The following is a 13,425-nucleotide window of genomic DNA, read 5'->3' on the forward strand; positions in this document are numbered from 1 at the left end:
TGATTACTTATGGGTTACTCATTATCCGCACAGGATATTAAATTGCCTGATCCCGACAGAACAGGTGGAAAACCACTGATGCAGGCGCTTAACGAAAGAAAATCAGTCCGTTCTTACCGGGACAAAGAGCTGACAATACGGCAACTATCAGATCTGTTGTGGGCTGCCAATGGTTTTAATCGCGATGATAAACGCACCGCACCAACGGCAAACAACCGCCAGGAACTGGAACTGTACGTGGTGATCAAAAACGGGATTTATTTTTATGATGCCCGAAACCACACTCTGAAAGAGGTGAAAAAAGGGGACTATCGTGCTGAGACAGGTGTCCAGGATTTTGTTGCTGATGCGGCACTTAATCTGGTTTTTGTCTCCGACATGGATATGGCTTCCAGCAGGCAGTATGCCTATACAAATTGCGGATTTGTGTCGCAAAACGTCTATCTCTACTGTGCATCAGAGGGACTTGGTTCAGTTGTGCGTGGATCGTTCGATAAGGATAAGCTGGGCAAGCTGCTTAATCTGAAGCCCAATGAGGAGATATTACTGACCCAGTCAGTCAGCTATCCCGATTGATCGATATCGTTACATACTCAACAGTTACGAGATAATACTTTTAAGATATCTCTATATGTTGACTGTTTGAGCCTAACCACTTCTGCCGATATTAGAAATGCCTTTTAGGGGGACGGCTGAAACCACCGAAGCTGAGGGTAACCATATGCATGTTCCCATCCAGCAGGTTGTTTTCCCTGTTGTAGTTGGGTATGTAAAAAGTGTAACGTACTCCTATGTAGGTTCCTCCGTAGCGGGAGAGGTCTGTCTCTTTGCTCCAGGTATTCAGTTTAATTTCCAGTCCTGCCAGGTAGTTAAGAGCCGACAACTCCTTGAAATCACCCAGTTCGGGATGGCTCTTTATCTCTGTATCAGTTGGTCCCATACCCATTCCTCCGATACCTATGAAAGGCATAAACTTGATGTCACGACTTTGGAAGGCCGGATATTGGAGCGTAAGATCGGCTCCGATAAGATAGCCCTTGATATTGACCGGCCAGTTAATATTATGATTGATAACTTCCCGGTTGGTTTTGGTGGAAGCATAGTTGAAACGCAGGGAGAGGTCGAAATCCTTGTAAAGCGCATCCAGAGCAAAACCGCCTGCGATACTGTTTCTGAAGTGGTGACTCAGCCCGCCGGTAAGTGCGTTATGCCCCAGATAGAACTCATATCCTAACCCCCAGTTACCCGGCCGGAACCGGTAGCGGATAAACCTGCGTGTGTAGTCTGCATATTCACTATTTTCGTAGGTTTCCAAAAAACCGGTCGCCATGGAATTTACCTCTTCCATCTCCGGTTCATCATCCACTTTATCAGGCGTGAAAAGAAGTGAGTATAGCCACAATTTGAGAAACTCCTTCTCTTCCACGCTCAACTCCGAATTGTCTATACATACTGTCAATGGCAGATATGATTCAGCTGATTTCTTTCCTGCCTCCTCTGTGAGATGGTCGTTATCGGATATCATTCTCAACATTGATGAAGGCCTGAACCTTTCGGGCATTTGCCAGTAACCGCCATTATTCAAGTCGATATTCGCAGAAAACTGCTTTGCCTCATGAAGCAGTTCGGTGTAATCTTCAGTCCAGAATGATAGAAGCCAGTATTCTACGGGCAGATAGACTTTGTATGGATTGAATGCTTCACCGGCAAGATAATCTTTTACATCCTTTAAAGCGGATATATCGCCCTTCAGCAAATGTTCCAGGGTTAGCGAACGCCCTTTTGAAATTATTTCCATGTCACTGGCACGGCGACTAAGTATTTCGTTGCGGATGGAGTCGCCCTGCTGGGCAAAGAGAGAGGAAGTGTTGAGAATGAAAAAAATAATGAACAACGGAAATATAGATCTATTCATTTGTTAATGTTTTTAAATATAAGAGATTATGGCCTGTATGTCTGTTTTAAAAAACAAAGATAAATTAAATCTTTTAGTCCACCATACACCTTGCAAAACCTTTCACATAGACGATGGAACGTTTCCCTGTCCATAGTATGGCCGATTTAGGAATAACAACCTCGTTATTACCCGAAGAAGAACCACTTGTTTTCGAAGTGCTATAATACTGGCCTTTCAGAATCCGAAGTCGTCAATTACAACATCCTCAGCTTCTTCCTGCTCAATCTCTATCACATTTTGTGATGGCAATCCCTCCACATAGATGGCTTTAAAAGGAATTGCGGGGCATACATATTCGCATCCACCGCAACCGACACAGATAGCGGGATTAATCTCGGGAATAGTCAGCGAGCCTTTATAGGGGACCATATGTACAGCTTGGGTTGGACAGTGCTCAGAGCAGGCACCACAGTTAGTTTCATCGTAATAGACAATACAGTTCTCAACAATAAACTGCACCTGCCCCATTTGTGTGTGGTTCTTCTCCTCTTTGGTTAATGGGAGGATGGCTCCTGTGGGACAAACCTCTCCGCAGATTGTACAATCATAGTTGCAAAAACCTTTGCTGAAATAGAGTTTGGGCTGCATTATTCCTCCGGGGCCATATTCTAGGAATGCAGGCTTTATAACGTGTGACGGACATTTGCTTACGCAGAGGTGGCAGGAGATGCATTTTTCCCGTAGGTGGTCGAAGGAAAGTGCCCCAGGTGGTGCAATAGGAACCTGACGTTTTAAATCACGCTTTGGAATTACCCCTCCCTGAATCTCTTGCGCGATAAGGCTCCCTGCTGCCAGTCCGGTTACCAGGGAGGCGGATAGGAAGCGTCGTTTCGATTCATCTACAGATCTTTTATCATTATCTTGTTTATCCGCTCTCTCAGGTCTATCCGTCCTTTCCACCCTGTTAATCTTTTGCGGATTCCCTGTCTTTTCCGCTATCTCCGGTTTCTCCGATTTTACAGTTCTTCCCGGTTTCCCGGTTTTATCCATTTTTTCCGACATCTCCTTTTCCACATAGCTGTTTACCTGAATATTATCTGTCCGTCTCCTTTTGACAGGCATGATAAACTTGTATTTCATTGCATCGTGGTTGCAGCTCTCAATACAGTTAAAGCAGGTAACGCACCGGCTGTAATCTATCTGTTTGTTGCTGGAATCGATGCAGGAAGCCTTGCACCTCATGCTACACAGTCCACACATATTACACTTGTCATCTATAAACTGAATCCTGAATAGCGAGTATTTGCTCAGCAAACCAAGTGTGGTTCCCACCGGGCAGATAGTGTTGCACCAGGTCCTGCCGCCACGCCATGCAAGGTAACCGATTGTCAATAGAGTAAGGAGTGCTATTATGGTTGAAAAAACTCCCAGAGAGTAGATCCCTACCTTGTAGAATGAGTAATTATCGAAAGAGGTGAAAATTGTATCCAGCAGATTGTTCCCGGCCAGATAAGCAGGCCTCAGAAGGTGTGTTGCCATTCTTCCGTATGCACCGTAGGGATCGAGAAGTCCCACCAGAAAGGTAAATCCGAAAACAAAAGCAATTACAGTGGCTGCAAGCACACTCCACCGGAGAATATTTTTTGCCTTGCTGTACCTATATTTTTTCTTCCTGATAAATCTTTTGGATAGCCATGCTACTATATCCTGATATATTCCCATTGGACAGATGGACGAGCAGTAAACTCTGCCGAAGATCAGGGTGAGCACAATCAGTGATACCAGAATAATAATATTAAGTGCCAGGAGTGCAGGAATAAACTGGATCTCAGCCAGAATACTAAGACTTTCCGGTAGTACTTCCCTGAAATCAAGGAAATAAAGTGTTATTAGTGTGAACAGGATGACAGACAGAATAACCCGTATCTTTTTTAACATAATGTTTTCTTTTATTGTTGCTTGCTTATTTTCTTACTCTATTATTTACTTCCTTACTTCCTTGCTTCCTCGCTTGCTTCCTTGCTTCCTTGCTTCCTTGCTTCCTTGCTCGCTTGCTTGCTTGCTTCCTTCCTTCCTTCCTTCCTTCCTTCCATTCTCGGTTATACGCAGAGACATAATCCGGTTGATATTACCGGATTATTACGCCGAACAACTCTAAATAAAAACAGACGGAATTACATTCGTACTCTTCTGATGTTTAAATTGTCAAGATTCATAGTACCAATACCCAATTCTTGTCCCTTGGCAATGTGGGTCACCTTTTCTATAGGCATCTCACGAGCCTGGTTGAAGAAATTAGCAGCAGCAGTATCGGCGGCAATAATATCCTGAGATACAAACAACCCTTTTGAGAGAACCACATCGGAGAGTGATTTTCCTTTAGGGCCGCTTGTTTTCATTAATCTATAAGCGTCCACCACATTTAAGACCGGCCGTTTTTCGTATGTACATACATCAGCGATGCATTGTTGAAGGTCGTTTGCATGGAAATAACCTCTATCCCATACAATCCCCATATAGTTTTTCATTGAGATAGTTAATTGTGCGCCGCCATGATTTTTGAGTACAGGCACATTTATCCATTTATCGCTATCCACGATTGCCTGGTGAATCTTTGCAGTTTTAAGGCTTCTCCCTTTGGGCAGTGAGACTGTTTTGTAATATGATTCCTGATGGGCGGGAACCACTTTGGCACCTGCATTTTTTGCTGCTTCCTCAATGCCACTGTTAGTGTATGATTTTCGCCAGTCGTCGCAGGTGTGATCAAACACTGTAACCTCCGAAGCACCGGCGTCGAAACATTGTTTGATAATTTCCATAACCAGTTTTGGGTTGGTATTGGCTGCCATTTCAACAGGCTGGTCCCACCCGATGTTGGGCTTCACGCAAACCTTGTCGCCTTTGCTGATAAAATTTTTCATTCCACCTATTTCTGCAATCGCCCTGCGGAACATGTTTTCGGGTTCATCTCCCATTACTGCCACCAAATCGTATTTTGAGGCTGCGTTGGTAGTTTCGAACGATTGGGTTAGAACACTCATCGCACCCACTTCTTTTACTGTAGTAAGGGCAGCACCTGTAAGAGCTACCGCCCGTAAGAATTTCCGTCTGTCCATAATCTAATTTATTTTGGTTTTGTTAATTTACTAATCTTTGAGTCATCTCCGAAAGCCACTAATATATAAATAATTATTTATATATTAGTGATATCAATATTTATATTGGTTTGTTTACAATAAAAGAGGCTGTTTACAGGGGGCTCATCTTTGTAATTTATAAGCATAAAAATGATTTTCGTTTGTAATTATCATCTTTGCGTAAAGTTTACCTGCTTTTTTAAATATACTTAAACTGCACCTGTAACCCTCCGGAAACTGTAGCTCCAGGCATGGGATATCCAGCATTGATCTCATATTTCTGGTCAAGCAGGTTTTCTCCTTTTAAAAAGATATTAAGCCACTCTGATGCCTTGAATCCAGCACGAGCATTCCAAAGCAGGAAATTTTCCTTTATATGTTCAGGGCGGACGGCTTTGTACAGATTACCAATATATTGCATGCCTGTAGAAAAATTCAACCGATTTTTGGTATATATTCCGCTCACATACAACTTATGTTCAGGAGCAGCAATAATCTTATGTCTCATATAGAGATAGCTGTAGTTGCTCGAGAGTCGCAAGTGATTGGTAACCATGTAAATAGAGCTTATCTCGAAACCTTTGTTTTCTACTTTTCCGGTATTGCTCCATTTACCGATACCCGGTTCCACACGTATCATATTATCACCATTTATGTAAAAAAGGTTTACTCCTATGTTAAATCTGTTTCCCAATAGAGTTTGCAGATACGATAGTTCGTAATTCCAGAGTTGTTCCGGCCTCAGACCGGGATTTTTCGGCGGGAACATATACATCTCCCGAATGGCTGGATTGCGAAATCCCTTGCTTACGATGGCTTTAATTACTGTGGGAGATGAAGGAGTGAAACTTATTCCAAACTGAGGTATCCATTCTGAACCGTTTATTTCATGATGATCGAGGCGGATGCCTGTGTTTATTGTAAGTGATTTATCCAGTAAAGTTTGCTGTACATTCACGTAACCCGCCTGATTGTTGAGGTGAACATCTGCTAACTCTTCATTATTCACTTTGTCATTGAATTTGTTCCATGCTTTTCCTCCGAAGCGTTGAAAATCGAGTCCGGCAGTTGTCTTGTTTCCTTCAAAAAAAGAATAGGACTGAGAGACTGAAAATCCAAACATTTGGTCATTTGAACGAAAACGATAGTTAGGCGGCAGAGAGGATGAAAGGCTTGAGATACCGTCGTTTATTTCATGCCTGCCGAAATTATAAAAGAATTTTAATGCTCCCGATGTGTGGGTAAATTCATTTTCCAAAACAGCAGAAGCTACTCCCCGCAAAATATAGGCATCATTGTCGATCATCAGGTTGGAGATCGATCCCGGGTTGGATGACTTAGTATTAGAGAGGTTGAGGTCGATAAATCCCGACCAATTTCCGGATAATTGATAACCAGCCTTTCCATAAGCGTTTACCTGCCTGTACTCCATGTTTTCCCTATGACCGTCAGAGCGGTTGTATCCGATGTTTCCTACAAGTTGCAACCTCTCTTTCCTCCATCCGTTCATTACTTCTCCACTAAACGTGTTGTGGCTGCCGTACATAGTTTGGGCAGATTGTTGAAGTCCCTCCTGTTGTTGCTTTTTGGTTATGATGTTGATCACGCCACCCATAGCGTTGGAGCCATAAAGAACAGAAGCGGGGCCCCGGACTACTTCCACACGTTCCGCCATCATTGATTGATAACTGTCCGCCAGCGGATGTCCCATAAGTCCCATGTATTGGGGATGGCCATCAATTAAAACCAATACTCCCGATGTAGGCATTCCCCCTATTCCTCTGATACTCATTCCGCCAGCGGCGCCATTTGCCACACCATATCCTATAACGCCTCTCTGTGTGATGAAGAGCCCGGGCACTTCCTCCGTAAGTATGGGAAGCAGCGATGGCTCTAGCCGGTTTCGTATCTGTTGTTCTCCGACAATGGAAATACTCATGGGTACATTGCGCAGATTTACTTTCGGCATGCTACCCGTAACTATCACCTCATCCAGGCGAATGGTGTCATTCAGTTCTTCGTTATCGGTGTACCCGTTTCCCGCCAGCAGCGTATGGGGCACTAATAAGCAGGAAAAAATAAAAAAGGTGATTCTTCTCATACAATCCAGGGAAATCTGAAACATGATTCGTCATATAGCGAATAATCAGCCCTGCCGTTCACGGCAAAGGTTTTTATCTGCCTGGCGCCATGTAAAAGATTGATAGCAAAATCTACTGTAGCACCTGTTTTTATACGATCTTCAACCAATAGCACTGTCTTATTCTTATATTCGAAATTTATTGGAGAGACAAGTACCGGGCTGTCGTATTTAGGCTTTTGGCTGGGATCTCGCAGGTTTATTTTTAACAGTTGTATTTCTACGTTCAAACGCTGATTGATGATTGCAGCAGGTATTACACCCCCGTTGGCAATTGCCACAATCATATCGAAAGTCTCGCGGAACTCTATCTCGCGAAACTTTTTCATAACCTCTTCGAAAGGTTTTACTTCAATCATTTTAAACTCTGGCCAGTGCTTTCAGCACAAAATATCCGCCGAAAAGCTGGATAATCATTCCGGGAATACCGATACGGAAATCCTGAGCAGCAACGGTGAAATTTTGAGTCATTATCCACTCAATACCCGTTCCGATAACCTGATAGGCTATGACAGCAATCAAAATGCCTAATAGAGACACTTTTCCAAAATGTTTTGCAGCCATTGCTGCAGCGATAGCCAGAATGCCCGATTTGATCATTATGGCTGGAAGTACAGCTACCGGTGGCATGCCAAATAGTAAGCTGTTGGCCAAGGGTGACAGGATAGCTGTTAGTAGTCCCACATGAATGCCATATTTATAAGCGGCAATCAGGGTGAAGAAATATATTGGCAAAAATATAAACCCACCTTGCGGAACTAGGTGTGCCAGCTGTGGTAACAGAAGGTTTCCTGCAATAAAAACAGCAGCGAATAGATAGGTTTTCGTGTTGCTTAGTCTTAAAGAATACAGTTTAGCTGTTGTGGACATAGTGATCAGTTTTATATCGATTTATAAATGTAACTATTCTTGGAGGCATATTTCAACATATACAAAACTATAAAGAAAATTTTGTATTTCGTTGCTGATGCTGGGTTTTTTTATTTAAAAAATTAAAAAACCCAGTCAAAAAACTTTATTTTGTAATGATCAAATCAATTATTTGCGATTATTTCAATCATATGGGCTTCTTTACTGCCGATATGGAATTTGATAGTTAGATTGTGTTGTCTGAGCTGCTATTGCAATGTACAAAAAAAATATTTCAAGCAGATATGTTTTTAAATTTTCCATTTTAATTGTATTATAGGTAATTTTTCTTGATGGTTAGTTAAATACTTTTTTAATACAATGAGAGTCAGCAAGAAACACTGTTGTATTTCAGTAAAGTTTAACGCAATGATAATTTATCCTTTAACCAATATATTATAAGCAATCATTAAATAAAACACTTGGTTGTTGTTTCTGTCACAAAGCAATTTCTAAAAAACTGTGCCGGAAAAGCAACTTATAATCTTTTCCGGCACAATAAAATCTTAATGTTGATATTATACTAAAGATCTACAACTCCTTTACTCTTATATTCCTGAATTTCACAACCGTTCCGTGTCCCAGAAATCCGATATGTCCTTTTTTATTGAAAAGTCCCGGGTGCTCTCTGCCATCTATCGTTCCGTTTTTGGCAGCTTCACGAATATTTCCGTCTAAGATTGTTGTCCCATTCAGTATTACTTTAATATTGTCTCCATCGGCAATAACTTCCTGGTAATTCCATTCGCCTGTCGGTTTAAGGAAGCCTCTTTTAGCTGGGATCACCCCATATACCGACCCGTGATACTGATATTTCTGCAGGTCTTTATAAACGGGTGCTTCATTATCGAGAATCTGCAGCTCCATACCCTGGTAGGCAGCATCACCTTCCATCGGAGTACGAATCCCCAGCCCGTTGTTGGCATCGGGTGTGAGCATAAACTCAAAACGAAAGACAAAATTATCATACTCTTTCTTGGTGTAGAGGTTACGGTTGATTCCGCTGTAGTTCTTACCAGGATATACTGCTATCACTCCATCTTCCATAATATAGTCGGTGGTGTTTCCTGTCCAGTGATGCATGTTTGTACCATCGAAGAGTACCTCAAACCCTTCTTTTTTCTCCTGTTCTGAGAGTTTGAATGGTTCAGGGCGTTCCAGTTCTTTGATCAAGATGTCGCGATATGCCACTTTGCTACCGTGAGCCTGCAACTCAATTTGCTCAACAGGGAATATCGGCTGGCTGCGATCCCAATAGTTTTCCAGAATGACATTGTCAGTTACCAGCTGGCCGTTAAGCCACACCGAAACGCGGTCGCCTATCATCTTGATACGGAATGTATTCCATTCACCCACCTTTATATCTGCCACCTTAAGTGGTTTACTGGGATTCACCTGATTATTATAGAGCCCGCCTGACCCGACTTGTGCACCTACGTTTACTCTTGCTGTGTCCCATATTTGTACCTGCGGAGTTCCGCGAAGATAGATGCCAGCATCAGGTTCAGGCCCTTCATACAGTTTCCAGTCTATTAGCATATCAAAATCGCCGTATTGTTCCTCGGTACAGAGGTTGTCGCCTTTTCCCGTAAAGAGCAGTACTCCATCTTCAACAATCCAGCTTTCTGCTGCTTCCTTGTCTGCTTTCTGCTGTGCCTGAGTAAGTTCTTTCTTGTTCATGGCTGCCCTTTTGATCGGGTTTGCCACCAATCCTTTCCATCCGTCCAGGTTTTCCCCATTAAAGATAGAAATATATCCTCCCTCCTGTGAGTTTTCCGAGAGATATTTCTGGATGGATTGCCTCTGATAGTCTGCATCGGGATTTTGAAGTGTTTGACTTACTTTATCCAGTATTTTCTTTGTTTCTGTGCCGGCAAAAGAGGGATTGTTAATTGCAATATTCATTGCCGCAATAGCAGCTGTCTCGCTTGTTTGAGGCTGCTCCATATAGGGAGCAACGAAAAGCATTGCCTGGTATTGGGCGGTAGTGCCCATCAGTTTAATAATTTCATTCTTCTGTTTGTCGTTTTGGGCAAATGACATCGTTTCGCGCAGGAAGAGGTATTTAACGGCACCTGTTTTATTAGATCCGGCGATTGTCGAAACAAGCGCATCGGTTACCTTTTCCAGTTCCTGATTGTTTTTGCTGCTTCTTGCTATATCCAAAAGAGGATAAACAACGTTAAACGATTTCCATCCGGCAAGTGCTTCAAAAGCAGCGCTTTTATTTTTACCGGTTTCTTTACCATATGCTTTGGAAATAAGATCCATTGCCTGCGGGGTTCCGCTGTTTGCAAGGGCGCTGTAATAGAGGTGTTTGTTGGCAGATTTACCCATTCTTCCGGCAACCAGATTCAGTTGCTCATCCGCCGGAAGATAGTTGAGTGCCGCATTAATTGCCTGCCGTATTGCGGGTGCATAGCTTGCATCGGACTGCTCAAGCAGGGTGAAAAGGTCAGATAGGTTTCTGTCAGTTACAACCTCTTTCAGTGTGTTTGCAGCTTCGGTTTTCACTACTGTATTGCCAGTAAATATCTGATTATAAACGAGATTGTATTGGCTCTCCATTTTGCGGTTTGCAATAAGTTGCAGGATTGCCTTTTTCCCCTCATCTCCGCATTCGTTAAAAACTGATGCAAGGGTGTAAGATATATCACCGTCAAAGGTTGATAAAGCATTTTGTGTTAGTGTAACTGTCTCTTTATCATCGCTTTTTAGCAGGGCAGCTAATGCAATAAGAGCCTCATCTCCACCGATTCTTGCAAGAGAATGAGCTGCAGCCTTTTGCACTTCCTTGTCAGAAGATTTTACAAGCCTTATGATTTGAGGAAGGGCTGTTTTTCCGTTGTTTTCTGCAGACCAGTAGATAAGGGTTGTCTGTATCTGGGTCGATTTGTTAGAGGATAGCTCCTTTAATATCAGCTCATTCGCTTTTTTATCATTCTGAAAAGGGTATGCGTTGAGCACAGCGTTTATATAAGTGATATCACCATCTTTAATAACATTCTTCAATAAGTTCACTTTTTTCGTGGATTCCTGTGCTAGGATCAATTGCATGGCAGCACTCCTCAGTCCCGTGTCATTCTGTCTGGAAGCAGTGGAAAGTAGCTTCTTTGCTTCTTTCTCTACCAGTTTGGGGTTGCCGTTGTTGAGCCTGTCAAGTAATTTGATATATGATGCAGTGGCACTGTTTTTATTATATGCAAATCCGGCCTTTGCCGCTGCCTCTCTTAATGGTTCAAGGGCATCTTCTGACCCCACATTGGCTAATGCATTGAGAATTACTTTTTCCATTTTTTCCTGTGTGCTGTTGCTTAACAGGCTAAGCAGGGCCGGTTCGGCTTTTTGGTAATCGGTCTGGGCAATGGCGTTAACAAGGTTGAGCCTTATCTCATCCGATCCACCTGAGGAGAGAGCTATCAGTAGAGCATCATGTGCTTTCTCTGTTCCGATACTTACCAGCGCTTGCGACGCATCGTCTGAGAGATAGCTGTCAGTAAGGAAATCGGCTAATACGTTTACACTTTCGTCAGTTCCTATTTTTCTGAGTTGGCGTATAATGAATGCCTTCACCTCTTTATCGAGAGGTTGGGCGAGTGCCTTTCCGAATGCTTTTTCAGCCACTGACCGTTTGTTGTAGTCGTTTGCCACAAAGCTGGTCCAGCCGCTAATGGCGTAATCCAGCACTTCGTTACTCTCTTTTCCGGGAGGATTCATCCTTCCTATAATTTCCAGCAGTCCCTTTTCACCGGTGGAGACTAAATCTGAAATAATCTGGTTGTAATTCTTCGGGGTGTCTGCCGGCAGTTGGGCCAGTGCATCGGCGATGATGGTAGCATCGGTTCTGCCTTGCGGTGTCTGAGCCTGAATTCCGGCAGTTATCAGAAGGCTCAGAAAAAATATGATAAATCGTATATGTTTCATCTTTTTTTATTTTAAGAGATTATATAGTCCAGGGAGCTCTCATAGGCTGATCAATCAGTCTGTTAGCTTCTTCGTCATTGACAAACATTTCATTTACCGGGTCAAACTGCAGTGTTCTGTTTAGTTGAAGCGCTATAGCACCCATGTTCACGATAGTACATGAGCGGTGCCCGTTCACCTCGTTCAGTGCAAACTTCTGTCTGTTTCGAACAGACTCAAGGAAATTAGTATTCTGTTCGCGTGGTTCGGGGAATGCAGCCAGTTTCTTTTCCCAGTCGGGGATATCGCAAACAAAGTTTTTGTAAACATTTCCTTTTGGCCCTGAAATATAGGGGGTGTCAGGTTTTCCGTAATCGCCACCCCAGAGTATGATCTGACAGCCGTCTTCATAAGTGTAAGTGATTGAACGCCATGTGCCGACTGCGTCGGGATGCTGTTGAGGTGCATCAACCTCCACTTTAACCGGACTTGTATTGTCTTTACCCAACATGTACTGTACGGGGTCGATATAGTGCTGTCCCATATCACCTAATCCTCCGCCATCGTAGTCCCAGTAACCACGAAAGGTCTGGTGAACGCGATGTGCATTGTATGGCTTATAGGGAGCCGGCCCCAGCCACATATCATAATCTAGTTCCTGAGGTACAGGCTGTGGTTCAAGGTGTGTTTTCCCCACCCAGAAGAATTTCCAGTCGAAACCGGTATGTTTGCTGATGGTCACTTTCAGAGGCCATCCTAAGAGCCCGCTGTCGATCAGTTTTTTTAGCGGCTTTACCGGGGTGCCAAGGCCGTAAAATTGATCCTTGAAGCGGAACCAGGTGTTCAGACGGAAAATATTACCATGTTGTGCTATTGCTTCCCTAACACGTTTCCCTTCTCCTATGGTTCTTGTCATCGGCTTTTCACAGAAAATATCTTTTCCTGCCTTTGCTGCTTCAACCGACATAATTCCATGCCAATGGGGTGGGGTAGCAATGTGAACGATATCAACGTTTTTATCAAGGATAAGATCCCTAAAATCGTGATAGAGGTTGATCTTTTCTTTTACCATTGCAGCTGCTTTGGTAAGGTGATTTTTGTCGACATCGCACATAGCAACAACACGTGTGTTATCGTAGGAAATGTGACCGCGTCCCATTCCTCCCACGCCGATAATTCCCTTGGTAAGTTCATCGCTGGGAGCAATCATCCCTTTCCCCAGCACATTCCGGGGCACAATTGTCAGCAATGTAACTCCACCGATAGTTTTTAAAAAATGTCTTCTGGTGGTCATTGTTATTATAAAATTTAATTACTTATAGGTATGTGAAAAATTAACTTTGTAAAAATAATGTTTTCTGAGGAGAAAAAAGAATGAAAAGTTAGATAAAGAATAAAAAAAGAGTAAAAGTAACAGGTGTTAAATTTTAAGTACACTT

Annotated in this window: 10 protein-coding genes; 1 reads left to right on the top strand and 9 read right to left on the bottom strand. The window is 42.9% G+C overall.

Annotated elements, in window-relative coordinates; genetic code table 11:
- Positions 1-9 precede the first annotated feature (9 nt).
- Entirely contained in the window at positions 10-576 is a 567-nt protein-coding gene (locus tag KDN43_RS09080; protein WP_238841655.1) for a SagB/ThcOx family dehydrogenase, read from the top strand.
- A 91-nt stretch (positions 577-667) separates the two neighbouring features.
- Here the strand turns inward: KDN43_RS09080 and KDN43_RS09085 are convergent, their stop codons facing one another.
- The 9 genes from KDN43_RS09085 to KDN43_RS09130 all read right to left on the bottom strand — a co-directional run bounded on the left by KDN43_RS09085 (position 668) and on the right by KDN43_RS09130 (position 13,280).
- Positions 668-1,915 carry a hypothetical protein gene (locus KDN43_RS09085; protein WP_238841656.1) on the bottom strand — a complete coding sequence of 416 codons (1,248 nt, stop codon included), beginning with the start codon at positions 1,913-1,915 and terminating at the stop codon, positions 668-670.
- Between the two features lie 216 nt (positions 1,916-2,131).
- Positions 2,132-3,835: a 4Fe-4S dicluster domain-containing protein gene (locus KDN43_RS09090; RefSeq protein ID WP_238841657.1), complete on the bottom strand. Its 1,704-nt coding sequence runs from the start codon at positions 3,833-3,835 to the stop codon at positions 2,132-2,134.
- A gap of 45 nt (positions 3,836-3,880) precedes the next feature.
- Positions 3,881-4,012 carry a hypothetical protein gene (locus tag KDN43_RS16445; RefSeq protein ID WP_256448746.1) on the bottom strand — a complete coding sequence of 44 codons (132 nt, stop codon included), beginning with the start codon at positions 4,010-4,012 and terminating at the stop codon, positions 3,881-3,883.
- A 59-nt stretch (positions 4,013-4,071) separates the two neighbouring features.
- The gene (locus KDN43_RS09095) at positions 4,072-5,013 is read right to left on the bottom strand and encodes a DUF362 domain-containing protein (RefSeq protein ID WP_238841658.1); all 942 of its coding nucleotides are present in this window, start codon (positions 5,011-5,013) and stop codon (positions 4,072-4,074) included.
- 220 nt (positions 5,014-5,233) lie between these two features.
- The gene (locus tag KDN43_RS09100; RefSeq protein WP_269082663.1) at positions 5,234-7,159 is read right to left on the bottom strand and encodes a TonB-dependent receptor plug domain-containing protein; all 1,926 of its coding nucleotides are present in this window, start codon (positions 7,157-7,159) and stop codon (positions 5,234-5,236) included.
- On the bottom strand, positions 7,132-7,533 hold the full coding sequence (locus KDN43_RS09115) for a phosphoribosyltransferase (RefSeq protein ID WP_238841659.1): 402 nt from the start codon (positions 7,531-7,533) through the stop codon (positions 7,132-7,134). The genes KDN43_RS09100 and KDN43_RS09115 overlap by 28 nt, the downstream gene beginning before the upstream one ends.
- Position 7,534: 1 nt before the next feature.
- Complete coding sequence (locus KDN43_RS09120; RefSeq protein WP_238841660.1) at positions 7,535-8,044, bottom strand: ECF transporter S component; 510 nt, start codon at positions 8,042-8,044, stop codon at positions 7,535-7,537.
- 570 nt (positions 8,045-8,614) lie between these two features.
- The gene (locus KDN43_RS09125; RefSeq protein WP_238841661.1) at positions 8,615-12,007 is read right to left on the bottom strand and encodes a family 16 glycoside hydrolase; all 3,393 of its coding nucleotides are present in this window, start codon (positions 12,005-12,007) and stop codon (positions 8,615-8,617) included.
- 19 nt (positions 12,008-12,026) lie between these two features.
- Positions 12,027-13,280, bottom strand: coding sequence for a Gfo/Idh/MocA family oxidoreductase (locus tag KDN43_RS09130; protein ID WP_238841662.1), 1,254 nt, complete (start codon positions 13,278-13,280; stop codon positions 12,027-12,029).
- Between the last annotated feature and the right edge of the window lie 145 nt (positions 13,281-13,425).

The sequence above is a fragment of the Proteiniphilum propionicum genome (assembly GCF_022267555.1).
GTDB classification, from domain to species: domain Bacteria; phylum Bacteroidota; class Bacteroidia; order Bacteroidales; family Dysgonomonadaceae; genus Proteiniphilum; species Proteiniphilum propionicum.

What these genes read in the sequence shown, in the direction of transcription:
- KDN43_RS09080 (WP_238841655.1), top strand. Translation starts at nt 10, where the DNA reads ATGGGTTACTCATTATCCGCACAGGATATTAAATTGCCTGATCCCGAC.
- KDN43_RS09085 (WP_238841656.1), bottom strand. Translation starts at nt 1,915, where the DNA reads ATGAATAGATCTATATTTCCGTTGTTCATTATTTTTTTCATTCTCAAC.
- KDN43_RS09090 (WP_238841657.1), bottom strand. Translation starts at nt 3,835, where the DNA reads ATGTTAAAAAAGATACGGGTTATTCTGTCTGTCATCCTGTTCACACTA.
- KDN43_RS16445 (WP_256448746.1), bottom strand. Translation starts at nt 4,012, where the DNA reads ATGTCTCTGCGTATAACCGAGAATGGAAGGAAGGAAGGAAGGAAGGAA.
- KDN43_RS09095 (WP_238841658.1), bottom strand. Translation starts at nt 5,013, where the DNA reads ATGGACAGACGGAAATTCTTACGGGCGGTAGCTCTTACAGGTGCTGCC.
- KDN43_RS09100 (WP_269082663.1), bottom strand. Translation starts at nt 7,159, where the DNA reads ATGTTTCAGATTTCCCTGGATTGTATGAGAAGAATCACCTTTTTTATT.
- KDN43_RS09115 (WP_238841659.1), bottom strand. Translation starts at nt 7,533, where the DNA reads ATGATTGAAGTAAAACCTTTCGAAGAGGTTATGAAAAAGTTTCGCGAG.
- KDN43_RS09120 (WP_238841660.1), bottom strand. Translation starts at nt 8,044, where the DNA reads ATGTCCACAACAGCTAAACTGTATTCTTTAAGACTAAGCAACACGAAA.
- KDN43_RS09125 (WP_238841661.1), bottom strand. Translation starts at nt 12,007, where the DNA reads ATGAAACATATACGATTTATCATATTTTTTCTGAGCCTTCTGATAACT.
- KDN43_RS09130 (WP_238841662.1), bottom strand. Translation starts at nt 13,280, where the DNA reads ATGACCACCAGAAGACATTTTTTAAAAACTATCGGTGGAGTTACATTG.